Here is a 24,169-nt window from a genome sequence, read left to right on the forward strand (position 1 = left end):
ATGGTGCGGTTCGTCGGCTGTCGCGTTGTGCCACGTGTGGTCTCCTCGTACGCCGTGTGCAGGTCGTGCGGAAAGGGTGTGCGTGACGTGCGCGGGCCATGGTGCGGGAGGTGTCATGCTCCGTACAAGAGGGCCTAATGAGCCGTACCGCCGCCGCCGGGTGGCTGTTCCCGGCCATGCGGGCCAGCCTGGGGGGATGACCGATCCCGTCTCCCCGCCGCCGTCCCCCGGGGTACGGCTCGGGACCGCGCAGGGCCGGTGGATCGTGCTGACCACCGTGCTCGGGTCCGCCATGGCGCTGCTCGACTCGACCGTGGTCAACGTCGCCCTCCCGCGCATCGGGCGGGATCTCGGCGCGGATCTGGCCGTGCTCCAGTGGACGGTCAACGCCTACCTGCTGACGCTCGCCGGGCTGATCCTGGTCGGCGGGGCCCTCGGCGACCGGTTCGGGCGGCGCCGGATCTTCGTGCTCGGGGTGGTCTGGTTCGCGGTGGGCTCGCTGCTCTGCGGAATCGCGCCGAACGCCGGGGTCCTCATCTCGGCCCGCGCCCTGCAGGGCGTCGGCGGCGCCCTGCTGACCCCCGGCTCGCTCGCACTGATCCAGGCGTCCGTCCATCCCGACGACCGGGCCCGCGCGGTGGGGCTGTGGTCGGGGTTCGGCGGGGTGGGCGCGGCCGTCGGGCCGTTCCTGGGCGGGTGGCTGGTGGACGGGCCGGGCTGGCGCTGGGTCTTCCTGCTGAACGTGCCGGTCGCCGCGCTGTGCGTCCCGGTGGCCCTGCGGCACGTACCGGAGTCGCGGGATCCGCAGGCGCACGGGCGGTTCGACGTGGCCGGCGCCCTCCTCGGCGCGGCCTCGCTCGCGCTGGTGACCTACGCGCTGATCGAGGCCGGGTCCGGCTCCGCCCTGGTACCGGGCGCGGCCGTCGCCGGCGTCCTGCTGGCGGCCGCCTTCGTGATGGTCGAGCGGCGGCGGGCCGATCCGATGGTGCCGCCGGACATCTTCGCCTCGCGCCAGTTCACGGCCGTCAACCTGGTCACCCTGTGCGTGTACGCGGCCTTCGGCGGCTTCTTCTTCCTCGTGGTGCTCCAGCTCCAGGTGGTCTGCGGCTACTCCGCCCTGGCCGCCGGGGCCGCCCTGCTGCCCACCACCGCCCTGATGCTGCTGCTCTCGGCCCGCTCGGCCGAGCTCGGCGAGCGGATCGGCCCGCGGATCCCGCTGACCGCGGGGCCCCTGCTGTGCGCGGCGGGGATGCTGCTGATGCTGCGGGTGGGCCAGGAGGCCTCGTACGTAGGGGACGTGCTGCCGGCGCTGCTCGTCATGGGCATGGGCATGGTGACCCTGGTGGCCCCGCTGACGGCGACCGTCCTGGCCTCGGTGGACCCCGGCCGGGCGGGCCTGGCCAGCGGCATCAACAACGCCGCCGCGCGGGCCGCCGGGCTCCTCGCGGTGGCGGCGCTGCCGCTGCTGGCCGGGATGGGGCCGGACTCCTACCTCTCGGCCGGCGCCTTCGACGCGGCCTTCGGGCGGGCGATGCCCTGGTGCGCGGGGGTGCTGGTGGCCGGCTCCGCCGTGGCGTGGGCGACCGTACGCTCCCCCGCGCCCGGGGCCTGCCACCCGCAGTGCCGTACGAACTGCGCGGTCACCGCCCCGCCGCTCGAACCCCCGGGAGCGGCGGAGCGGTGACCCTGCCGGCGGGCGGGCCCCCTACCAGGGGCTCGGCGCCGGCGGGGCGACGACCGGCGGGCGGTCGTCACAGGTGATGGTGTTGGGCAGTTCCCAGCCGGCGAGCCAGGGGCCCGCCGTGCCGCCGCCGTCGTTGCCGCCCCGGTCGACGAGGGTGAACTCCGATCCGGTGGCGGGGAAGTTGAAGGAGCCGCAGTTGTTGACGCCGACGGCCCCGACGCCCCGGGCGTCGACGTTCTCGAAGCTCGCCGAGCCGGCCGCCCGCGCGCTGACCACCGAGGTGCCGGTGCCGTCCACCCGGACGTCCTTGAAGTGGACGTTCTCGATGCGCACCTTGTCCTTCACCGGCCAGTCGCTGACCAGCATGACGGCGTTGTAGGTGCTGTCGAGGAAGGTGTTGGAGGTGACCTGGACGTCGGCCCGGTCGATGCTGCGGTCCAGGGCGTAGAACCAGATCGCGCCGAGCCCGATGTTCCAGTTCAGCTCGTACGTGCCCGCGCGCGCGGTGGTGTTGCCGTCGATCCGCAGGCTCCCGGTGAAGGGTTCCGCGCCGAAGCGGGAGCCGACGTGCAGGGCGCTGCCCTCGCGGACCGGGTCGGCGACGAGGTTGGCGCTGACGGTGGTGTCGGTGCCTCCGTAGATCGCGATGCCGTTGGCCAGGGTGGGGCTCTGCACGGTGTTGTGGTCGAAGGTGTTGCGGGCGTTCGCGGTCTTCTCCGACCACATGGCGAGGCCGTCGTCGCCGGTGTTGCGGACGAAGTTGTCCTGGGCGAGGGAGTCGGTGACCCCGGTGTGGAAGTTGAGGCCGTCGGCGATCTGGTCGGTGATGACGTTGCGGGTGACCTTCACGTTGCTCATCGGGCCGTCGAACCAGAGGCCCACCTTGGTGTGGTGGACGTACAGGGAGTCGACGGTGGAGTCGCTCATGGCTCCGCCGACGCCGTTGACCTGGTCGGTGTCCACGCGCTCGCGGACGTCGCCCTCGATGGCGAAGCGGGACAGGTGGACGTTCCGGCTGCCGCCGTCCGCCGCCTCCTTGCCGTAGAAGCCGACGCCCTTGCCCTTGACGGTGGTGTACCAGCTGCCCGCGCCGGTGATCGTGACGTCGTCCACGATGATGTGGCGATTGACCCGATAGGTGCCCGGCGGGAGGTAGACCGGGAGCCGGTGGCGCTTGGCGAAGGCGATGGCACGGTCGATGGCGTCGGCCGAGTCGCGCCGGCCGGTCGGGTCGGCGCCGAAGAGGAGGGCGTTGGCGGCGGCCGCCTCGATGTGCGGGGCGCCGACGCGCTGGGAGTCGAGCAGGTCGATCACGGTCCAGGCCGCGGGGCTCCCGGCCGGGACGGTGAGCCGGACCTTGTCGCCGGCCCGGTGGGTGCGGCCCAGCAGCAGGCGCTGCTCGTCGTACATGTGGGTGGGCCGGAACGGCTTGGAGATGACCGGCGCCGGGGTGGTGGCGGCCGGGACGCAGCCGCACTCGGTGATCCACCAGTCGGGGTGCAGCAGTTCGGCCCGCGGGTCGTTGCTGAAGGGGTACTGGTTGTACAGCCAGGAGTACTGGGAGGTCAGCGTCATGGAACGGCGGTTCTTGCCGTTCACGGTGACGTCGAGCGGAGCGGTGATGCCGCCGCCGGCCGGGGCGTCCGGGAGGCTGTAGCGGACGGTGAGCGCGTCGGCGTCCGCGGGGAGGGTGAACTCCACGTACTGGCCCGGCAGGAGCTTCACGGCCTTGCGGCCGGAGGCCTCGGCGGGCAGGGAGTACGCGGTGCGGTCAGGGCCGATGACCGTGCCGGAGGTGGCCGCGTTCTCCGCCTCCTGTTCGACGAAGTCCACGCGGGCGCCGCGGCCCTCGACCAGTGCGGGATCGAGGGCGGCCCGGGTGACGGCTGTGGACGCGGCCTTGGCCGGGTCCGGGGCCGCGGGCCGGGCTTCGGCCGCGCCGGCGGCCAGGGCGCCGAGGGCGCCGAGGGCGAGCGTGGACGCGGTGACCGCCGCCAGCGCGGCGGCGGCTCTTCTGGCGGCGGCTCTTCTGGGGACGGCTCTTCCGGGAACCGCTCTTCTGGGGGACATAGCCGGGACAGTAGGACTCTGCGCGCGAACCCAGCAAGAGTCGTGCAGAAATCTTCTCTCGCTTGTCGAATTCTTCCATGATTATGTGTCGTGGCAGACGGCGACGAAGCGGCCTACCGTGGGATCGGCAAGTCGCCATGCACTGGAGGGCGACGGCCCATCTGACGGCCGGGGCGGCCATCACCGCCACCGGGATCGCCTGCCTGGCCTGGCCCGCACCCGGCGGGCCCGGGACCTGCCGCTCGGCGCCCTGCTGATCTCCGGAGACCGCCTCCTGCGCCTCATCGGCCTGCTCATGGCCGCGGGAGCCCTCGTCCGCGCGGCGCTGTGGAGGCTCGAATTCGCCCCCCTGGTGCGCCTTCGCGGCGGCCGCATCGACGCCGATCCTGGTCTGGACCGGCCGCCGAGTGGATTCCCCTTGTGTACGAGAGGCCGCCGCAGGGCGCGCTCCGGGCCTGTAACACCGAAACAGGCGACGAACAGAAGCGCCCGGCGAAGGTAAAAAGATTCCGGACCGGATCATGGTCCCACCCTGCGGTTTGTCGCTTTTCGGCCGGGTGCCCCACGGGATGCAGCCACGACGGAGTGGCGGGGTCCGCCGGACTGCCGGGCTCCCCCGGGCCGGGCGGGCCGCCGTAACGCGTTCGACTTCTGACGTGGCGGATTCGGGCGGACACCCCCGCCGGCCACCCCTCGAACCTTCGGCGCAACCGTCACTGCGCGACCACCGGCCATCCACAGCGGGTCGTCATTCCCAGCATCCAATGGGACCTTCAACGCCCTTCCGGGGGAGGTCAGTTGATGTCCGCGGCGGCCGCGACCGGCGAAAGATACCTCGACGCATCTAGTGACTTCACAAGCACTCGGCAGTAGAACTCGTTCTCATTCCGCCTAGAGTGAGGAAGCTCACATGAGCGACAAAGGCCTGCACAAAACCGTCTCCAACGGCGTATCACGTCGTGGATTTCTGGGTAGAACTGGTTCCATTCTGGGGGCCATGGCGCTCTCGGCCCAGATCGCTCCCTCTCAGGCACAAGCCGCCACGTCCGGCGCGGCCGCCGCCGGGCCCATCGACAACGGAGCCCACGTACCCGCCCTGGTGATCGGCACCGGCTACGGCGGATCCGTCGCCGCGCTGCGGCTCGCCGAGGCCGGCGTGGACGTCCACATGATCGAGATGGGCATGGCCTGGGACACCCCCGGCTCGGACGGCAAGATCTTCTGCAACACGACCACCCCGGACTACCGGGCCTACTGGCTGCGCACCAGGACCAAGGCGCCCCTGAGCAACTTCCTGGGCTTCCCCATCGACAAGAACGTCCCGCGCTACACCGGCATCCTGGACGCCGAGGAGATGGGCGGGATCATCGTCTACCAGGGCCGCGGCGTCGGCGGCGGCTCCCTGGTCAACGGCGGCATGGCCGTGACCCCGAAGCGCTCGAACTTCGCCGCCGTCCTCCCGTCCGTGGACGCCGAGGAGATGTACAGCACCTACTACCCGCGGGCCAACGCGGGCCTCGGCGTCGGCCTGATCGACCCGGCCTGGTTCGACACCGTGGACTGCTACCAGTTCGCCCGAGTCGGCCGCAAGCACGCCCAACGCGCCGGATTCCCCTTCGTCTTCGTCCCGGACGTCTACGACTGGGACTACATGAAGCAGGAGGCGGCCGGGACCGTCCCCAAGTCCGCCGTGGCCGGCGAGATCCTCTACGGCAACAACGCCGGCAAGAAGTCCCTCCAGCAGACCTACATCGCCCAGGCGAAGGCCACCGGCAACGTCACCATCTCCCCCCTGCACAAGGTGACCTCGGTCTCCCCGGCCTCCGGCGGCGGGTACACGGTCGTCATCGACCAGATCAACACCACCGGCGACACCACCGGCACCAAGACCGTCCGCGCGGACAAGGTGTTCTTCGCGGCCGGCAGCGTCGGCACCAGCAAGCTGCTCGTCCGGCTCAAGGCCACCGGCGCGCTGCCCAACCTGAACAACGAGATCGGCAAGGGCTGGGGCGACAACGGCAACGTCATGTGCGGGCGTGCCAACCACATGTGGGACGCGACCGGCAAGGTGCAGGCCTCCATCCCCTGCGGCGGCATCGACAACTGGGACGCGGGAGGCGCCTTCGCCGAGGTGGCCCCGCTGCCGACCGGCATCGAGACCTACGCCTCGTTCTACCTGTCGATCACGAAGAACCCGCACCGCGCGGAGTTCACGTACAACGCGGCCTCGGGCGGCGTCGAGCTGAACTGGCAGACGGCCTGGAAGCAGCCCTCGATCGACATGGCCAAGACCATCTTCGACAAGATCAACAAGAAGGAGGGGACGATCTACCGGACCGACCTCTTCGGCACCAACAAGATCTGGGGCGACCACCTCACCTACCACCCGCTCGGCGGCGCCATCCTGAACAAGGCCACCGACAACTACGGTCGCCTGCACGGCTACACCGGCCTGTACGTCATCGATGGCGCGCTGATCCCGGGCAACACCAGCGTCAACCCCTTCGTCACCATCACCGCGCTCGCGGAGCGCAACATCGAGAAGATCATCGCCACCGACCTGTAGCACCGGCACAAGCGGTGGGACCGGTACGAGCGGCACGAGCGGCACGAGCGGTACGAGCGGTACGAGCGCAAAGGGCCGGGGCCGTCGGATTCACCGACGGCCCCGGACCCGTGTGCACCCCGCCCCGCGTCTCAGTGGCCGGGGAGGACGCACACGCTGTCGAGGCCGAGCACGTGGTTGAGCCGGCCGAAGGCCAGCCAGGACCCGATGCTCATCGTCAGCTCCACGATCTCCACCTGGCTGTAGCGCGCCGTCATCCGCTCCCAGAACTCCTCGTCGAGCCCGTGGTGGTCGAGGCAGTACCGCTCCGCGTACTCGGCCGCCAGCCGGGTGCGCTCGTCGAAGCGGTCCGTGGTGCGCCAGTCGGTGACGGCCTCGGGGAACTCGTCCTCGACCTTCTCCCCGTCCCGGTCCGTCCGCCAGTCCAGGCAGAAGACGCACCCGTTGATCTGCGCGACGCGCAGCCGGGCGGCCTCGAACTCCCGCAGCCCCAGGGTGGTGTGGGCGTACACCGACAGCGAGAAGTTGGCGGCGGCCATTCCGATGCCGGGTACCAGGTCACCCCACACGTACTCGATGGGGTGCTGTCCTTCGGGTACGTCGATCCTCATGGCTGTTTCCTTCCGAGCTTGCCGATGGCGGGGCGCAGCGGGACGTCCAGGGCGTCGTAGAGCCCCGGTTCGGCCTCCACCAGCCAGTCGATGGCGCCGACGAGGCGTCCGACGGCGGTGGCGTTGCCGCCGGCGGAGCGGTTCTCGCCCTCGTCGGTGGCCTCGATGGTGACCTCGATGTGCGGGCGGCCCTCGATGATCACCCGGTGGGCGCCGTCGCCGCCGTCGGGCGGGGTCGGCCAGTCGGGGGCGCAGGACGCGTGGATGCGGGTGACGTGCTCGATGACGATGCGGGGTTCGCCCCCGACGATGCCCTGCACCTCGAAGCGGACGGCCCCCTGGGTGCCGGCCTCGAACTCGCCCATCGTCCGCGTGCTGACGGTGGTGTCGAGGGCCCGGCGGTCCACGGTCTCGCGGATCTCGTCGAGTTCGACGCCGAGGGCCCGGGCCATCATCCGTATCTGCCCGCCCCAGACCATGGTGGGGATGGAGGGCATGAGCATCATCGGCTCGAAGTCCATGGGCTGGCCCATGCCGATGAGGAGGCGGACCGAGTCCGGCTGGTCGTAGGTGGAGTAGTCGAATATCTCCTGGCAGCGGATGACGTCGATCCTGGTGCCGAGTCCGCTGAGCAGGAGCGGGAGCACGTCGTTGCCCCAGCCCGGGTCGACGCCGGAAGCGAAGAGCGAACCGCCGCCCTCCGCGATCGCGGCGGTCACCGGATCGAGGAACTCCGGTGGTGCGCTGCGGTGGTCGTAGAGCGGATAGAGGGCGGGACTGACGACGACGGCCCCGCTGCGGATCGCCCGTGTGATGTCGGCGAGCGCGTCGTCGGGGCGGATGTCGCCGGAGGCCGCGTAGACGACCGCCTGCGGACCGGCGGCGAGCACCGCTTCTATGTCATCGGTGGCCGCGACGCCGACCTCGTAGTCGAGCCGGCCGAGTTCACCGGCGTCACGGCCGACCTTTTCTGGATTGTGAACGATGACGGCGGCCAGTTTCAGCGCCGGATGGGCCTCTACGGCACGGATGGCCAAACGGCCGACGTTGCCGGTACCCCAGACAACCGTGGAAATCATGCGCGGAGGGTAGCTTCAGGACCTGCAGGTTCCTAGAGCCGTGGCCGGAGAGGTTTGCCGGGTCACGATGCTGGACCGTGCGGAAATTCCGGCCCGCTGTCACTGGTTTTGCGCGCCCAGGACGAAGAGCAGGTAGACGAAGAACGCGAAGAGGTGGCCTACGAACAAGTAGGCGATGAGCCGGATGACGAGACCGCGCGGGAATTTCGACTCGATGCGCCGGATGAGGGCCGCCGGCCGGGGATCCCCCGCCTCGGGCTGCTGCTCTGTCTGGGACATGGGTACGGCTCCTCGGCTATCGGTGGTGCGTGGTGGTCCCGCCGCCGAGGCACAGCCCGGCGAGGCTGCTCTGCAGCAGGGTGTGGACGAACAGGAGGTCGGCCCCGGCCGCCGAGGCCGCGCCGATCCGGTGCGGGGTGAGCGAGTCGAAGTGCGCACTGTCCCCCTCCTCCAACAGGTGCTCGACGTCCCCGAGGTGCAGCCGCAGCCGCCCCTTGAGGACGTACAGCCACTCCTCCCCGGGATGTACGCGGACCAGCTCCCCCTGGCTGCGGCCGTGGGGGACGTGCACCCGCAGCGCCTGCATCCCGCGGCCGGAGCCGCCGGCCTGCCAGTACGTCCACCCGTCGGCCTCGCGGGCGCCCGGGCCGCCGGCCCGTACGATGGGGTCGGCGACCGCCGGGGTCTCCCCGAGCAGTTCCGAGACCGTCGTACCGTAGGTGCGGGCGAGCCCGAGCAGCAGCGGCAGCGAGGGCTGGCGCCGCCCGGTCTCCAGCCGCGACAGGTGCGCGGGCGAGAGCCGGGCCCGCGCGGCGGCGGCCTCCAGGGTGAGGCCGGCACGGCGGCGCAGCTCGCGCAGCTGCGGGGCCACGGTGGGCAGTTCGACGCCGGCGGCGCCACTGTCGTCGTCGGAGTCGGAGTCGGGGCCGGCCGCGTCGTCGGGGCCGGGGGCAGGGCCGGTTGTCATGCCCCGATTGAGCCAGATCCTTACCCCTGTGGCAATTCCCGTTGCCTCTGAGGCAAAATTGCGTCCCGCTCGACGAGGCCGTTGAGGTCCTGCGGGACCTCAACTAGCCGTTCTGGATCGCGTGGACGAGTCCGGCGACGAGTTCCGCGCGTTCGGCCATCGCCTCGACCACCACGTACTCGTGGTCCGCGTGGGCGCCGCCGCCGACCGCGCCGAGGCCGTCGAGCGTCGCCACGCCCAGCGCGGCCGTGTAGTTGCCGTCGCTGCCGCCGCCGACGGCCTTGCCCTCGATGCCGGGGAGCAGCCGCCGCGCCACGGCGAAGAGCTCGGCCGAACCCGATTCGGGCATCGGGGGCCGGCTGATGGCCCCCTGCACCGTGATCCGGGCCTCGTCGAGGTGGGGAGCCAGCGCGGCGAGCGCGGACTCGATCCGCTCCCGCTCGGCGTCCGATTCGACGCGGACGTCGACGATCACGGTCGCCTCCGCCGGAACGACGTTGTCCAGGGTCCCCGCTGACGCGACGGTCGGGGTGACCGTCGTGCCGGCGTCCGGCCGACCGAGGGCCGCGATGTCCAGCACCTGGTGGGCCGCCTCGATCAGGGCGTTGACCCCGGCCTCCGGCTCGAGGCCCGCGTGCGAGGCCCGGCCGGCGATGGAGACCTGGAAGGTGCCGCAGCCCTTGCGGCCGGTCTTCAGGGCGCCGCCGTCCGCGGCGCCCTCCAGCACGAGTACGGCGCCGCAGGCCAGGGCCCGCTCTTCGAGGAGGGCCCTGGAGCAGCGGGAGCCGACCTCCTCGTCCGCGGTCACCAGGATCTCGACGCCCGACCGGTTCTCCAGGGCCGCCAGGCCGTGCACGGCCTGTACGAGACCGCCGAGCATGTCGAAGACCCCGGGACCGGTCGCGTGCCCGTCCTCGACGGTGAACGGGCGGCGTTCGAGCGATCCGATCGGGAACACCGTGTCGTGGTGGCCGAGGATCAGCACCTTGGGATCGCCCCCGCCCGACCAGTGGACGTGCGGCCCCGCCTCACTGTCGACGAGGACGGCCTGCCCGCCGAGGCGGCTCTCGATGACGGCGGCGACGACCTTGGCCGACGCCGCCAGGGCGTCGGGGTCCCGCGAGGGGGACTCGACCTCGACCAGCGTCCTGAGGTCCTCGATCATCGCGTCGACGCTCACATGAACGGTCTTCCACATCGTCATTGCGCAAGGGTATCCGCCGCACCCGGACCGATGATCTTCTGAACGGCCCCGCCCGCCGCCGCCTCCCGGTCGCCGAGCACCGTCTCCACCGTGTCCGCCTCCTCCGCCCGCTTGTCGGGGCGGTGGCGCAGGACCCGCGCGAAGCGCAGCGCGACCCCGGCCGGGTAGCGCGGGGAGCGCTGCAGGCCGTCGTAGGCGATCTCCACGACCAGCTCCGGGCGGACCCGGACCGTGAAGCCGTCGTCCTCGACCGCGAGTTCGCCGAGCCGTTCGGTCTGCCAGCGCAGCATCTCGTCGGTGAGTCCCTTGAAGGTCTTGCCGAGCATGGCGTACGTGCCGTCGGCGGCCCGCGCGCCGAGGTGCAGGTTGGACAGGAGCCCGGTGCGCCGGCCGTGGCCCCGCTCGACGGCGAGCACCACCAGGTCCAGGGTGTGCACCGGTTTCACCTTGAGCCAGTGTTTGCCGCGCCGGCCGGCCGCGTAGGCGGAGTCGAGGGCCTTGACCATGACCCCTTCGTGGCCCCGGCTCAGGGTCTGCGCCCAGAACTCCCGGGCCTCGGCCGACTGCGCCTCCGGGTCCTCCACCACGAGCCGGCGCACCCGCCGTTCCTCGGGCACCAGGGCGGCCAGCGCCTCGTACCGCTCGCGGACCGGCGCGTCGAGGAGTACGTCCTCGCCCACCGCCAGGACGTCGAAGAAGAAGGGGGACACCGGGAGCGTGCGGCGGGCCGCCTCGACGTCGACCCGGGAGCCGACCCGGCTCGCCACCTCCTGGAACGGCACCGGCCTGCCGTCCGCCGCGGACCGTCCGATGACCTCCCCGTCGAGGATGAACCGCTCCCCCGGCAGCGACCGGGCGAGCTCGGTCACCTCGGGCAGCCGGTCGGTGATCTCGTCGAGGGAGCGCGTGTACACCCGTACGTCGTCCCCCTCGCGGTGGACCTGCACGCGGATCCCGTCGAGCTTCTCCTCCACCGCGCAGGGCCCGAGCGCGGCCAGCGCCTCGGCGACGGATCCGGCGGTGCTCGCCAGCATCGGCTGGACGGGCCGCCCCACGCGCAGGGTCACTTCGCGCAGGGCTGCCGCCCCGGCGGTGAGCGCGGTCGCGGCCACCCGCGGCAGGGATCCGTCGAGCATCGCGGCCCGGCGCAGTTCGGCGGCCGGCACCCCGGCCGCGGCGGCCACGCCCTCCAGGGCAACGGCGTCGAGCGCGCCCTGGCGGACCTCGCCGGAGACGAGGCTGCGCAGGAACCGCTGCTCGGCCTCGGTGGCGGCGCCGAGCAGGCCGTCCAGGATCCGGCGGCGCTCGGCCTGCGCGCCCGCCCCGGCGACGGCGGCGGGCCGGGTCACGGCGTCGTCGACGGCGGTCACGGTCAAGGTGGGCTCCGCGGCCGGCTCCACCTCCCGGGCGAGCGCGCGCCAGCCGATCCCGGGGCGGCCCTGCGGGAGCCGGCCCGCGAGGTAGGAGACCACCAGCTCGGCCTCTTCGGCGGGTGCGGCGGCGAACACCTCCGCGGGCAGGGCGGCCTTCCGGGACCGGGCGGAGGTCTCGGCGACCTCCCGGGACGCGCGCGCGACCTCGGCCAGCAGCATGCGCCCATCCTCCCGCCGGTCGGCGCCGGGCGCAGGTCGGCGCGTGGAGGGCGGGCCGCGCGTACCGCAGGCGCGGTATGCCGGGCGGGCGGCGTAGTCCTTGAGAAGGTGTGCGGTTCAGTCTGTGGGAGCGCGGGCGGCGCGGGCCTGGCGCTTAGGGTTCCCGTATGAAGCTCCGACTGCCCCGGCGCCGCCGAAGCCGCCTGCTCGCGGGCGCCGCCGCGCTCGCCGTCGTCGCGGGGGCCGGCACGCTGACGGCCACCGCCGCGGCCGGCGACGCTCCGTCCGTGCGCCGCGAGGACCGTGTTCTGGAAATGCCGGGCCCCGACGTGCCCGGCGTGGGCATCGACATCTCGTACTTCACCTCCGGGGGCGGAGGCGGAGGCAGCGGGGAGAAACGTCCCGCCGTGCTGCTCGCACACGGCTTCGGCGGCAGCAAGGACGACATGCGGCCGCAGGCCGAGCGGCTGGCCCGGGACGGGTACGCCGTGCTGACCTGGTCGGCGCGCGGCTTCGGCCGCTCCGGCGGCAAGATCGGGCTGAACGACCCCGACTTCGAGGTCAAGGACGTCTCCCGGCTCATCGACTGGCTCGCGGCCCGGCCCGAGGTGCGGCTCGACGCGGCGGGCGATCCCCGCGTCGGCGTCGCGGGCGGGTCCTACGGCGGCGCCGTCTCGCTGCTCGCGGCCGGCCACGACCCGCGCGTGGACGCGATCGCCCCCTCGATCACCTACTGGAACCTCGCCGACTCGCTCTTCCCGGGCGGCGTGTTCAAGAAGCTGTGGGCCGGCCTCTTCTTCACCACCGGTTCGGCCGGCGGCATCCAGCCGGGTGCCCAGGGCACCGCCGACGCTCCTGGTGCGACCGGCGCTGAGGGTGCGACCGGCGCTCCGGCTGCGACCGGCCCCGCGCAGGCCGCTCCCGGCTGCGGGCGGTTCCAGCCCGAGCTGTGCGCCATGTACGAGCGGGTCGCGGTGGCCGGCGCGCCCGACGCGGAGGCCCGCGCGCTGCTGGAGCGGCGCAGTCCGTCGGCGGTCGGCTCCGCGATCAAGGTGCCGACCCTGATCACCCAGGGCCAGGACGACTCCCTCTTCCCCCTCGACCAGGCCGACGCCATGGCCAGGGCCATCGCCGCGAACGGTGCGCCCGTCTCGGTGGACTGGGCCGCCGGCGGCCACGACGGCGGGATGCGCGAGGCCGACCGCGTCGAGGACCGGGTCAAGTCCTGGTTCGACCGCCACCTCAAGGACGACACGGCCGTGGACACCGGCCCCGCCTTCCGCGTCTCGCGCGCCGGTGGCATCGACTCCACCGACGGCCAGGTCACACTGCGCGGAGCGAACGGCTCCACCTATCCCGGGCTGCGGTCCGGACCGCGCGAGTTCGCCCTGGCCGGCCGGGAGCAGACCTTCGCCAATCCGGCCGGCGGGGCGCCGCCCGCCCTGTCCGCGCTGCCGGGCATCGGCGGACAGCTGTCCGCGCTCGGAGCCGGGCTCTCGCTGGACTTCCCCGGACAGAACGCCCATTTCGATTCGGAGCCGCTGACCGAGGAGGTGCGGATCACCGGGACCCCGACCATCACCCTGAAGGTGAGGTCGACGGCTGCGGACGGTGCGGCCGTGCTGTTCGGCAAGGTCTACGACGTCGGGCCCGACGGGCGCCGGCAGGTGCTGCCGAGCCAGCTGGTGGCACCGGTGCGGGTGACGGACGCGCAGCAGGACAAGACCATCGAGCTGCGGCTGCCCGCGATCGACCACGCCGTCGAAGCCGGGCACCGGCTGCGGCTCGTCGTCGCCGCCACCGATCTCGGCTACGCGTCCCCGGCCGCGCCGGCGAGCTACACCGTCTCGGCGCAGGGCCCGCTGGCCGTGCCCGTCGTGGACGGCGTGCGGACGGCGTCCTCCGGGCTGCCCGCCTGGACCTGGGGAATGCCGCTCGGGGCGGTACTGCTGGCCGCGGGGCTGGTGGGGATCCGGAGGACCGGCCGGGGGCGAGGCGGGATCCGGGCGGGCGCACCGCAGCCCGAACCTGCGCTGGCCGACGTACCGCTGGAAATCACCGGGCTGACCAAGCGCTACGCCAAGTCGCAGGACCGCTACGCCGTACGGGACCTGTCCTTCCGCGTCGAGAAGGGCCAGGTGCTGGGCCTGCTCGGGCCCAACGGCGCCGGCAAGACCACCACCCTGCGCATGCTGATGGGCCTGATCACGCCCGACGCCGGGGAGGTCCGGGTGTTCGGGCACGCGGTGCGGGCGGGCGCGCCCGTGCTGTCGCGGGTCGGGGCGTTCGTGGAGGGCGCCGGCTTCCTGCCGCACCTGACCGGGCGGGCCAACCTGGAGCTGTACTGGCAGGCCACGGGCCGGCCCGCCGAGGACTCGTACATGGACGAGGCCCTGGAGATCGCCGGGCTCGGCGACGCGCTGGAGCGCGCGGTGCGCACGTACTCGCAGGGCATGCGCCAGCGGCTCGCGATCGCGCAGGCCATGCTCGGCATGCCGGACCTGCTGATCCTCGACGAACCGACGAACGGTCTGGACCCGCCGCAGATCCGCGAGATGCGCGACGTGATGATCCGGTACGCGGCGGGCGGGCGGACGGTCATCGTCTCCAGCCACCTGCTGTCGGAGGTCGAGCAGTCCTGTACGCACCTGGTCGTCATGGACCGGGGACGCCTCGTACAGGCGGGCGCGGTCGCCGAGATCACCGGCGGCGGGGACGCCCTGCTGGTGACGCTGGCCGGGCCGGTGGACGAGGTCACGGTCGGGAAGGTGACCGCACTGGAGGGAGTGGAATCGGTGGAGGGCGTCGAGGACGGTCTGCTCGTACGGCTGGACGGCGCGAGCGCGGCGATCCTCATCGCCGAACTCGTGCGCCTGGAGGTGCCGGTGTCGGGAGTGGGACCGCACCGGCGGCTGGAAGACGCGTTCCTCACCCTGATCGGAGGTGCGGCATGAGTGCCGTGACGGACCTGGAGAACGGCGGGAGCGGCGGAAGCCGTGGGAGCCGTGGGGCCCGCGGCGGCGGCGTCCGCGAGGTGGCTCCGGGTTACCGGGCGAGCCGGACGCTCCCGCTGCGCGTGGAGGCGCTGCGCCAGTGGCGCCGGCGGCGGACGCTGGTGATGGGCGGGATCCTCGCCGCGCTGCCGTTCATCCTGATGATCGCCTTCGCGGTGGGCGGCGGACCGGGCAGCCGGGACGGCGGAAACGGCCGGATCACCCTCATCGACACGGCGACGGCCTCGGGCGCGAACTTCGCCGCCACCTGCCTGTTCGTGTCGGCCGGGTTCCTGCTGGTGGTGCCGGTGGCGCTGTTCTGCGGTGACACGGTGGCCTCGGAGGCCAACTGGTCCTCGCTGCGCTACCTGCTGGCCTCGCCCGTGCCGAGGGCGCGGCTGCTGTGGAGCAAGCTGGTCGTGGCGCTCGGGTTCAGCCTGGCGGCGATGGTGCTGCTGCCGTTGGTGGCGCTGGCGGCGGGCACGGCGGCGTACGGATGGGGGCCGCTGAAGCTGCCGGCGGGCGGCTCCCTGGCGGCCGGGGACACGGTGGGGCGGCTCGCGATCGCGGTGGCCTTCATCTTCGTCTCGCAGCTGGTGACGGCCGGTCTGGCGTTCTGGCTCTCGACCCGGACGGACGCGCCGCTGGGTGCGGTGGGCGGAGCGGTCGGGCTGACGATCGTCGGCAACGTGCTGGACGCGGTGACGGCGCTGGGCTCGTATCGGGAGTTCCTGCCGGCGCACTGGCAGTTCGCGTGGGCCGATGCCTTGCAGCCGCAGCTGGAGTGGGGCGGGATGGTCAAGGGTGCGGCGGTGTCGGTGTCGTACGCGATCGTGCTGTTCGCGCTCGCGTTCCGCGGGTTCGCGCGCAAGGACATCACGTCGTGACGCACGGGGTCTGACACAGGGTCTGACGCGCGGGGTCCGTTCGGCCGTCGGTGGCCAACCCGGGTGCGTGCGCGTGCGCCTGCCGCCCGGTCGGCCCGCGCACCCCAAGAATCGCCCCGGTCAGGACGTACGGCGCGTCCGAGCGGGACTGAGGGGTACGACCGATGGACAGAGCAGGATTTCCGGCACGCAGGTTCGTCCTGACCGGCGGCCTGGCGGCCGCCGCGGCCGCGCTCTCGGGGTGCTCGGCCAAGAGCGCCCCGAAGGCCACCACGGGCGCGCCGGAACCCCGGCCCGGCACCCCCGAGGCCGCGTACAGCCGACTGATGGAGGGCAACAAGCGCTGGGTGAGCGGCAGCCTCAAGCACCCCGACCGGGACCCCGACCGGCGCCGGCTGGTGGCCGAGGCGCAGGATCCCTTCGGCGTGATCCTTGCGTGCATCGACTCCCGGGTGCCGCCGGAGCTGCTCTTCGACACCGGGCTCGGCGACCTGTTCGTGCTGCGCACGGGCGGCCAGGCGGTCGGCCCGGTGGTGACCGGATCGGTGGAGTTCGGTCCGATGACGGCGGGCACCCCGCTGATCCTGGTCCTCGGACACCAGCGCTGCGGGGCCATCGCCTCCGCGTACAAGGCGCTGCAGGACGGTACTTCGCTGCCCGGCAACCTGCTGGCGATCCAGAACGCGCTGGTGCCGGCGTACGACCTGACGGTCAAGGACCCGGGCGCCGATCCGGTGGACACGATGATCCGCAACCAGGTCAAGGTGACGGCGGACGAGCTGCGGGCCAACGCGGACCTGGCGCCCCTGGTGCGGAAGGGCTCCCTGGGCGTGGTCGGCGCCTACTACTCGCTGGACACCGGCCAGGTGGAGGTGCTGACCGGCGCGCCGACGGGGTCCGCCTCCGCGAGCCCGTCCGCGAGCCCCTCCGACAGCGCTTCGCAGAGCGCCTCGGCGAGCCCGTCCTCCAGCCCTTCCGCGAGCCCGTCGCAGTCCCCGTCCCCGAGCGGCTCCGCGAGCCCGTCCGATTCCGCTTCTGCCGGCGCCTCCGCCTCGGTCTCCTGAGCCGGAAGCGACCTCCGTCCCGAAGGCGAGGCCTACCAGGCCTACCGGGGCGACACGGCTGCCATGAGGTTGTCCGTCATGGGGTCCGTCACAGGGCGGCCCCCGCGACCGCGTCGACCTCGGCGAGCAGGTCCGCGTCCAGCGGCCGGTCGGCGACGGCCGCGTTGGCGCGCACCTGCTCGGCGGAAGTGGCGCCCGCGATGACGGAGGCGCAGCCGGGCTGGGCTCCGAGCCAGCCGACGGCGAGTTCCAGGACGGTGCGGTCGTGCTTGTCGGCGACCGCGGCGAGCGCCTCCACGATGTCGAGGCGGGCGTCGGTGAGGTAGGCGTCGCGGCCTTCGAGGCGGGAGCCGGCGGGCACGGGGGCGCCGCGCCGGATCTTCCCGGTCAACAGACCGTTGGCCAAAGGAAAGTACGGGAGGACCCCGACCCCGTAGTGGAGGGCCGCCGGGACGAGCTCGCGCTCGGCGGACCGCTGGAGCAGCGACCATTCGTTCTGGGCCGATACGAAGGGTGCCGCGCCGGTTTCGCGGGCCACGTGGGCGGCTTCGGCGAGCTGCCAGCCGCTGAGGTTGGAGTGTCCCACGTAGCGGACCTTGCCTTCGGTGACGAGCTCGGTGAGCGCCGCGAGGGTCTCGGCGATCGGCACGGACCCGTCGGGGCTGTGCAGTTGGTAGAGGTCGATGCGGTCGGTCTGCAGGCGGCGCAGGGATTCCTCGACGGCGCGGCGGATGTAGGCACGGCCGCCGCGCGAGCCGGCGGCGGGTCCGTAGCCCATGTCCACGCCGTCGTAGCCGAACTTGGTGGCGAGGACGACCTGGTCCCGGCGGCCCTTGAGGACCTCGCCGAGGTGGGTTTCGGAACCGCCGCCGCCACCGTAGATGTCGGCGGTGTCCAGCAGGGTGATGCCCGCGTCGAGCGCGGCGTCGACGACGGCGCGGGTGGCCCGGGCGTCGAGCCGGCCGCCGAAGTTGTTGCAGCCGAGCCCGATCGCGGACACCTGGAGGCCTGAACTGCCCAGGGGGAGATAGCGCATGTCTTTCGTTCCTCCGCACTCGTCCGGCACGGTGACCGACCGGGATGATCGACTGGACGGCCAGTCTAGGCCGCCCGGTCGGGCCGGACACGGGCCTGTGGACAACTCCGTGCGGACTCGTGTGGACCTGCGCGGACCTGCGCGGACCTGCGCCGTGCGGACCCGTGCGGACCCGTGCGCGCCCGGCGCTCAGTAGTCGATGTCGACGACCGTGGGGCGGCCGAGGTCGGGCTGGTTCCGGAGGGCCAATTCGGTGCCGGGGCGCTCCAGTTCCAGTACGACGATCTCGTTGGCCCCGTCCCGCCACAGCGGACCGGGCGCGTACAGCGTGCGCTGCGGGCCGCGCGGGGTGTCGTAGTGGCCCAGGAGGAAACCGTTGAGCCAGATCAGGCCGGTGCCCCAGCCGGAGAGGTCGACGAAGCCGTCGGCCGGGGCCTCGGTGAGGGTGTGGGTGAACCGGTGGAAGGCGGGCCGGCCCGGCGCCGGGACGTCCTCGGACCACGCCAGCCCGGCGAGGTCCGCGAGCGGCAGCGGGCGTATCTCCCACTCGAACAGGTGCTGGTGGCCGTGGCGCACGGCGCGCGAGATGCCCTTGTGGTCGTCGAGCAGCGGGCCGTAGTTGACCCGGCCCTGGGCCCGGACGAGGACGTCGAGGACGACTCCGGTCTCTCCGACGGGAAGGTCGAGGCCCTCGTCGGGGGCGTTGCGGTCCAGGATGCCGAGCGGCACTCCGTCGGCGAAGACGTAGGCACGGTCGCCGAGGCCGTCGATCTTGATCGGCATGGCGGGGCGCGGGCCGGTGATGGTGGTGCGGTAGTGGATCAGGCCGTGGTCCTGGCCGAGCCGCTCCATGGACTCGGGAGCGGGGCGCAGGAGGGGGGCGCCCGCGAGGAGGTCCAGGTGGGTGAGGAGCGGGGCGGCGCCCTCGGGGGTGGCGAGCGCCGGGGTCATCCGGGGCAGCGGCTCGGGCAGCGGCCCGTCGGGCAGGGGCACGTACTTGCCGATGACCTCGCGGAACGCGTGGAACTTCGGGGTCAGTTCGCCGGCCTCGCCGATGGGGGCGTCGTAGTCGTAGCTGGTGACGGTGGGCTGGTAGCCGGGGTCGCCGGGGCGGGAGCCGGAGTGGTTGGCCCCGGCCCAGAAGCCGAAGTTGGTGCCGCCGTGGGCCATGTACAAGTTGACGGAGGCGCCGGAGGCGAGGAGTTCGTCGAGCGACTGCGCCGCCTCCTCGGCGACGCGGATGTGGTGCTCCTCGCCCCAGTGGTCGAACCAGCCGATCCAGAACTCCATCGCGGTGAGCGGGCCGGTCCGCTGGTAGCGGCGCAGGACGGCGAGGCGTTCGTCGGGCTTGGCCCCGAAGGTGGCGGTGGCGAGACGGCCCGGGACCGTACCGCCCTGCAGCATGGCGTCCTCGGGGCCGTCCGCGGTGAACAGCAGGCAGTCGACGCCGCGTTCGAGGAGGCCGCGCTCCACGTGGGCGCGGTAGGCGGTGTCATTTCCGTACGAGCCGTACTCGTTCTCGATCTGGACGGCGACGACGGGGCCGCCGCGGCTCGCGAGGTGGGGCAGCAGTTCGGGGACGACCAGGTCGAACCAGCCGTCCACCTCCGCCTCGAAGCGGGGATCGGAGCAGCGCAGCCGCAGGCCGTCGACGGCGAGGAGGCGGGCGGGCAGGCCGCCGAAGTCCCATTCGGCGCAGATGTAGGGGCCGGGGCGGACGATGACGTCGAGGTCGAGGTCCTGGGCGATGCGCAGGAACCGGCCGAGGTCGCGCCAGCCGGTGAAATCGGCCTTGCCCGGGGCGGTCTCGTGGAAGTTCCAGGGGACGTAGGTGTCCACGGTGTTTGCGCCCATGGCCCGCAGCCGGGTGAGGCGGTCCTCCCACAGGTCGGGATGGACCCGGAAGTAGTGCAGGGCCCCCGAAACGATCCGGTGGGGGCGGTCTGCGCGCCGGAAGCCGTCCTGGTCGTGCGTGAGCATGCGCTGACTCCCGGGAGAGGTCGAGATGCTGCGGTGAGGTGCGGGACGTGGCCGAATATATGAACGCGCGGTCTGTGCCGTCAATGACCGGTTGATCGGAATCGATCGAATCGATCGTTTCGGCTCACTATGATGGATCCGAGCACCTCACGCACACGCACCTCACTCACACGCACCGCGCAGACCGCACTACTCAGACCGCAGACCGCAGACCGCAGGGGGAACCTTGAGACCGCATGTAGACCAGCGCCGGGCCCGGGTACGCGCACTCGTCCAGGCCCGGGGCAGTGTGCGCGTGGCGGACCTGGCCCGGGAGCTCGGCGTCTCCCCGGTGACCCTGCGGCGGGACATCGAGGCGATGGCGGCGCGGGGCGAGATCCAGCGGATGCACGGGGTGGTCAGCCGGCCGCAGGCGGGCCCGGCCGGTCCGGACCACGCGGGTGGTGGCGGGTGCGGCCGCGACGGCAGCGGGCTGGTGATCGGGATGGTGGTGCCGACCACCGAGTACTACTACGGCGACGTCGTACGGGGAGCGCGCGAGGCGGTCGAAGCGCGGGGGGCGCGCCTCACCGTCGGGCTGACCCGGTACCTGCCGGGCGAGGACCGGACCCAGGCGGACCGGCTGCTGTCCACGGGTGCGCACGGACTGCTGCTGACCCCGAACTGGGACGCCGGGTCGCCGGGTCCCGGCGAGGGGGCGTGGACGGCGGAGCTCCCCGTGCCGACGGTCCTCGTGGAACGGTGGGCGCCGCCGGGACATCCGGCCGCCTCGCTGGACCGGGTGGCGTCCGACCACGCGCACGGCGCGGCGCGGGCGGTGCAGCACCTGGCCGGGATGGGGCACCGGCGGATCGCGCTGGCCAGCCGCCGGACGCCGACGTCGGCGCGGCTGCGCGCCGGGTTCGAGGCGGCCGTGGCCGTGCTCGGGCTGGAGCCGGCGCCGCCGTGGCCCGGTCCGGAGGCGCTTTCGGAGGCGGAGGCGTTCGCGCGCACGCTGGACTACCTGTGCGCGGCGGTGGCGGAGGGCGGGGTGAGCGCCGCCCTGATCCACAGCGACACGGACGCGATCATGCTGATCCCCCGGCTCCAGGCCCGGGGCGTGCGGGTGCCGGAGGACCTTGCGGTGATCACCTACGACGACGAGGTGGCCGGGCTGGCCGACGTCCCGCTGTCGGCGGTGGCCCCGGCCAAGCGCGAGGTCGGGGCGCGGGCGGCCGGACTGCTGCTGGACCTGGTGGAGGGCGGTGCGGCGGCCGCCGAGGGGCGCGCGCGTCAGCACCTGGAACTGCTTCCCCGGCTGACGATTCGCCCGTAGGGGGGCGGTGGGCAGGTCCCGGCCGACTGTTTCGATCGAATCGCGCATTCGCCCTTGACCTCGTGGTCTTCCGCGCAAAAGGATGGGGCCCTCGCGACCGGCCGCGCGTCCTCACGCCCGCGTCCGTTCGGATCTCACCGCAGGAGCCGTCCCGTGACCCACCCCGCCTCCTCGTCCGACCGGGACCCTGACCGTGGCCCTGACCGGGGCCGACGGGGCCGGGGCCCTGGCCGTAGCCCGGACCGGGGCCCTGGCCGTAGCCGGGACCGGGGCCCTGGCCGTAGCCGGGGCCGACGGGGGCGCCCGGACGGGGGCCGCCGGATCCGGCCGGCGGCGCGGGGTAGCCCGCGCCGGGGCCGGCGCCCGGGCCGGTGCCGACGCCGGGGCCGCGGCCGCCGGGGTCCATGGGCGCGGGCGGGCGCTGACCCGCCGGAGCCTGGGCGAAGCCCTGCGCGGGCATGTCGTGGCGCGGCGCGCCGGGGCCGGCCGGAGCCGCAGGAGCCGGGGCCGGCGGGCGCTGACCCGCAGGAGCCTGGGCGTAGCCCTGCGCGGGCGTGTCGTGGCGCGGGGCGCCGGGCCCGCCGGCGGGTCCGGCCTCCAGGGCTGCCTGCGGCCGCGTCGGAGCGGGACCGGGCCCCGCGTTCTTGCGCGGCGCGAACCAGTTGCTCGCCGTGTCCTCGGGCCCGGGGGCGGCCGGTTCGGGCTCGGGGGCCGGCGCGGCGGCCGGGGCGGACTGCGGCTCGGCTTCGGCCTCGGGCATGGGCGTGCGGACGACCACGGGCGGAATCGGCCGCGAACCGGGGATGTTGATCCGGATCCGGGTCGTCAGGGTGGTCTCCGTCTTCGGCCCGTCGGAATCGGCCGTGGACGGCTTGGCGGGCGGTACGGTCACTGAACTCTCCTCCGGGGTGGTCGCCGCAGCGTCCGTGGACGGGTACTGGCCGGTTCCGTACGGCGGTGTACCCGAGGGGTAGGCGGCCCCACCGCGCCCGTTGGGCCCGGAGGACGAACTCTCGGTTTCACGACTCAAGGCAGGCTCTCCCGATTGGCTCCGCCGCCCGTCATACCGTGCGCGGGCAGCTCGGCGGCCCGTCCACCATACTGGCCGCCGCCCGCACGCACTCGGCCCCCGGGAGCGAACGGTTCCCCTTGGCTCCGTTCACGCCCCCCGCGAGCGCCCCCGGACCACCCGGCTGATCCGCGCCGAACGGCTCGTCAAGCCCGCCGAAGCCGTCCGACGGCACGTCACTTGGCAGGCCTGGCGGCCGAAACCGACCGGTCCCCGGGAACGCTCATCGTGGCGGACATCACAGCGAGCACGACCCCGCCCAAAAGGTAGGCGTACATGTCGATTCCGGATGAACTGAGCAGGAAGTCCCCTTCCGCCCGGGGGACGCTGAGGATCACGTAGGCGAGGAACCAGCCGACCGCGCCCGCGCCCACTCCGATCCCGGTCCCCAGGGCGAGGCGGCCGCCGAGGAACAGCCCGAAGAGGGCGAGGAGCGCCAGCACCAGCCCGGCGGGGAACCACAGGTCCACCACGAGCCAGCCGGCCGCGCCGGCCAGCACGCCCGCCGCCAACAGCCCGAGCAGGACGGCGATCCGCCCCGGTGTCCACGTACCGCTCACGCCCGCACCCCCGCGAAGAGGTCGCGCTCGCGCTCGCCCGCCGGGACGCCCGGCCGGCCCGCGGCCAACTCGTAGTACTCGTGGGTGAACAGCGGCTGCGCCAGGTCGTTGGAGAGCGCGAAGAAGGGCCCGTCCACCGCGATCTGGGTGGCGTGGGCGCGCATCGCGGCGGTCTTGGCGGCCACGAACGCCTGCTCGGCGGCCTCGTCCCCGCCGATCTCGGCGGTGATCCGCTCGTCGGCCACCACCCCCGGCACGTCGTCCGGTGCGGCCGGCGCCGGGAAGGGCACCTCGCTGCCGGCCTCGCGCAGCCGGGCGAAGCCCTCCTCGACGACGGAGCGCGGTACGCGGTTCCAGTAGAGCTTCTCGACCGCGTGCGGCTCGCCGAGGTCGCGGCGGTAGGCGGGCTCCGCGGCCAGTTCGGCCGCACGGGTGGCGACCCGGTGGGCCTGGATGTGGTCGGGGTGACCGTAGCCGCCGTCCGGGTCGTAGGTGACGAGGACCTGGGGGCGCAGTTCGCGGATCACCTCCACGAGGTACCCGGCGGCCTCGTCCACGTCCGCGGACCAGAAGGCGCCGGGCCGGGTGTTCTGCTCGGCGCCCATCATCCCGGAGTCCCGGAAGCGGCCGGGGCCGCCGAGGAACCGGTGGTCGGTGACGCCCAGTTCCCGCATGGCCTCGGCGAGCTCGCCGACGCGGTGGGCACCGAGGGTGTCGTCGCGGTCGGCCGCCAGGTGGGCGAGATCGGGCGGGATGACCTCGCCCTCCTCGCCGAGCGTGCAGGTCACCAACGCGACGTGGGCGCCCTCGGCCGCGTACTTGGCCATGGTGACGCCGTTGTTGATCGACTCGTCGTCCGGGTGCGCGTGCACGAGCAGGAGCCGACGGGCGGGAAGACCGTTCATGGGGGCAAGAGTACGAGGAGCGGCGCCCGGAGCCCCACAAGGCCTCGCCCGGGCGCCCGGCGGACGCCGCGGGGCGTCCGCTCAGAGCTTGAGGCCGCTGATCATGCTGGCCACGTTGGAGGTGAGCTGGGAGAGCGTCGGGGCCACGGTCGAGCTCGCCAGGTAGAAGCCGAGCAACACGCAGACCACCGCGTGACCCGTCTTCAGGCCCGACCTCCGGACCAGCAGGAAGACGACGATCGCCAGCAGCACCACGGCCGAGATCGATAGGGCCACGGCGTTTCACCTCCACGTCGAGCGGACATCGGTACGCGTACTCGCGACTCCGTGCACGGCAGAGTCATACCCACCGTCCGCTACGGATCATAACTATCCGTGCCAGCGCATCGATCGATTCCGGCAGCACGAGGGGCGCACGCCGCGCATGCCCGGGGTCACAGGAAGGCCGGCCGGGGAGTCTGTACGCCTCCCCGGCCGGCTGTCGGCACCCGCACGGCCGCACACAGCCCAGGCTGCCCGGCCCATATCTCGGGGCAGAAACGGTCAAGTTGCCTACATGTAAACCGAGTTGTGGTGCCGAGTGCAGC

20 protein-coding genes are annotated in these 24,169 nt (G+C 73.0%); 8 read left to right on the forward strand and 12 right to left on the reverse strand.

The window, feature by feature from the left end:
- The first annotated feature begins 196 nt into the window (after window positions 1-196).
- Entirely contained in the window at window positions 197-1,684 is a 1,488-nt protein-coding gene (locus DRB96_RS18045; RefSeq protein ID WP_112449396.1) for an MFS transporter, read from the forward strand.
- Window positions 1,685-1,705: 21 nt separating this feature from the next.
- Here DRB96_RS18045 and DRB96_RS18050 read toward each other — a convergent pair whose 3' ends face one another.
- Entirely contained in the window at window positions 1,706-3,754 is a 2,049-nt protein-coding gene (locus DRB96_RS18050) for a glycosyl hydrolase family 28-related protein (protein WP_112449397.1), read from the reverse strand.
- Window positions 3,755-3,872: 118 nt separating this feature from the next.
- On the opposite strand from DRB96_RS18050, the gene DRB96_RS46290 reads away from it, so the two are divergent.
- Both DRB96_RS46290 and DRB96_RS18060 read left to right on the forward strand, forming a co-directional pair.
- Window positions 3,873-4,256, forward strand: a complete 384-nt coding sequence (locus DRB96_RS46290) for a DUF6629 family protein (protein WP_343234532.1) — start codon at window positions 3,873-3,875, stop codon at window positions 4,254-4,256.
- Window positions 4,257-4,664: 408 nt separating this feature from the next.
- Complete coding sequence (locus DRB96_RS18060; protein WP_112449398.1) at window positions 4,665-6,320, forward strand: GMC oxidoreductase; 1,656 nt, start codon at window positions 4,665-4,667, stop codon at window positions 6,318-6,320.
- 131 nt (window positions 6,321-6,451) lie between these two features.
- On the opposite strand, the gene DRB96_RS18065 is transcribed toward DRB96_RS18060, so the two are convergent.
- From DRB96_RS18065 to DRB96_RS18090, 6 genes are all read right to left on the reverse strand, one after another.
- Window positions 6,452-6,931: a carboxymuconolactone decarboxylase family protein gene (locus DRB96_RS18065; protein WP_112449399.1), complete on the reverse strand. Its 480-nt coding sequence runs from the start codon at window positions 6,929-6,931 to the stop codon at window positions 6,452-6,454.
- Window positions 6,928-8,010, reverse strand: a complete 1,083-nt coding sequence (locus tag DRB96_RS18070; RefSeq protein WP_112449400.1) for a dihydrodipicolinate reductase — start codon at window positions 8,008-8,010, stop codon at window positions 6,928-6,930. Before DRB96_RS18070 ends, DRB96_RS18065 begins: the two co-directional genes overlap by 4 nt.
- Before the next feature lie 99 nt (window positions 8,011-8,109).
- The gene (locus DRB96_RS18075) at window positions 8,110-8,289 is read right to left on the reverse strand and encodes a DUF6126 family protein (RefSeq protein ID WP_112449401.1); all 180 of its coding nucleotides are present in this window, start codon (window positions 8,287-8,289) and stop codon (window positions 8,110-8,112) included.
- Window positions 8,290-8,305: 16 nt separating this feature from the next.
- Window positions 8,306-8,977: an XRE family transcriptional regulator gene (locus tag DRB96_RS18080; protein ID WP_239516253.1), complete on the reverse strand. Its 672-nt coding sequence runs from the start codon at window positions 8,975-8,977 to the stop codon at window positions 8,306-8,308.
- 103 nt (window positions 8,978-9,080) lie between these two features.
- Window positions 9,081-10,181 (reverse strand): M20 family metallopeptidase, encoded by a 1,101-nt coding sequence (locus DRB96_RS18085; protein ID WP_112449402.1) that lies wholly within the window; start codon window positions 10,179-10,181, stop codon window positions 9,081-9,083.
- Window positions 10,178-11,773: an ATP-dependent DNA ligase gene (locus DRB96_RS18090; protein ID WP_112449403.1), complete on the reverse strand. Its 1,596-nt coding sequence runs from the start codon at window positions 11,771-11,773 to the stop codon at window positions 10,178-10,180. Before DRB96_RS18090 ends, DRB96_RS18085 begins: the two co-directional genes overlap by 4 nt.
- Window positions 11,774-11,940: 167 nt before the next feature.
- On the opposite strand from DRB96_RS18090, the gene DRB96_RS18095 reads away from it, so the two are divergent.
- The 3 genes from DRB96_RS18095 (at window position 11,941) to DRB96_RS18105 (ending at window position 16,717) form a co-directional block, all read left to right on the forward strand.
- Window positions 11,941-14,727 (forward strand): alpha/beta fold hydrolase, encoded by a 2,787-nt coding sequence (locus tag DRB96_RS18095; protein ID WP_112449404.1) that lies wholly within the window; start codon window positions 11,941-11,943, stop codon window positions 14,725-14,727.
- Window positions 14,724-15,653: an ABC transporter permease gene (locus DRB96_RS18100; protein WP_239516254.1), complete on the forward strand. Its 930-nt coding sequence runs from the start codon at window positions 14,724-14,726 to the stop codon at window positions 15,651-15,653. Before DRB96_RS18095 ends, DRB96_RS18100 begins: the two co-directional genes overlap by 4 nt.
- Window positions 15,654-15,817: 164 nt before the next feature.
- Window positions 15,818-16,717, forward strand: coding sequence for a carbonic anhydrase (locus DRB96_RS18105; RefSeq protein WP_204357762.1), 900 nt, complete (start codon window positions 15,818-15,820; stop codon window positions 16,715-16,717).
- 88 nt (window positions 16,718-16,805) lie between these two features.
- Here DRB96_RS18105 and DRB96_RS18110 read toward each other — a convergent pair whose 3' ends face one another.
- A complete protein-coding gene (locus DRB96_RS18110) occupies window positions 16,806-17,753 on the reverse strand; it encodes an aldo/keto reductase (RefSeq protein WP_112449405.1) in 948 nt (315 codons plus the stop codon).
- Between the two features lie 189 nt (window positions 17,754-17,942).
- Window positions 17,943-19,733: a beta-galactosidase family protein gene (locus DRB96_RS18115; RefSeq protein ID WP_112449406.1), complete on the reverse strand. Its 1,791-nt coding sequence runs from the start codon at window positions 19,731-19,733 to the stop codon at window positions 17,943-17,945.
- Window positions 19,734-19,959: 226 nt separating this feature from the next.
- Here DRB96_RS18115 and DRB96_RS18120 point away from each other — a divergent pair, with 226 nt between their 5' ends.
- Window positions 19,960-21,048: a substrate-binding domain-containing protein gene (locus DRB96_RS18120; protein WP_112449407.1), complete on the forward strand. Its 1,089-nt coding sequence runs from the start codon at window positions 19,960-19,962 to the stop codon at window positions 21,046-21,048.
- A gap of 644 nt (window positions 21,049-21,692) precedes the next feature.
- The gene (locus DRB96_RS18125; protein ID WP_239517740.1) at window positions 21,693-22,022 is read left to right on the forward strand and encodes a hypothetical protein; all 330 of its coding nucleotides are present in this window, start codon (window positions 21,693-21,695) and stop codon (window positions 22,020-22,022) included.
- 271 nt (window positions 22,023-22,293) lie between these two features.
- Here the strand turns inward: DRB96_RS18125 and DRB96_RS18130 are convergent, their stop codons facing one another.
- From DRB96_RS18130 to DRB96_RS18140, 3 genes are all read right to left on the reverse strand, one after another.
- On the reverse strand, window positions 22,294-22,677 hold the full coding sequence (locus DRB96_RS18130) for a DUF6113 family protein (protein ID WP_112449408.1): 384 nt from the start codon (window positions 22,675-22,677) through the stop codon (window positions 22,294-22,296).
- Window positions 22,674-23,582, reverse strand: coding sequence for an N-acetyl-1-D-myo-inositol-2-amino-2-deoxy-alpha-D-glucopyranoside deacetylase (gene mshB / locus DRB96_RS18135; protein ID WP_112449409.1), 909 nt, complete (start codon window positions 23,580-23,582; stop codon window positions 22,674-22,676). The genes DRB96_RS18130 and mshB overlap by 4 nt, the downstream gene beginning before the upstream one ends.
- An 81-nt stretch (window positions 23,583-23,663) precedes the next feature.
- Window positions 23,664-23,858 (reverse strand): hypothetical protein, encoded by a 195-nt coding sequence (locus tag DRB96_RS18140; protein ID WP_112449410.1) that lies wholly within the window; start codon window positions 23,856-23,858, stop codon window positions 23,664-23,666.
- Between the last annotated feature and the right edge of the window lie 311 nt (window positions 23,859-24,169).

Origin of the sequence: Streptomyces sp. ICC1 (assembly GCF_003287935.1) — a bacterium.
In the GTDB taxonomy this organism is placed as follows: Bacteria; Actinomycetota; Actinomycetes; order Streptomycetales; family Streptomycetaceae; genus Streptomyces; species Streptomyces tritrimontium.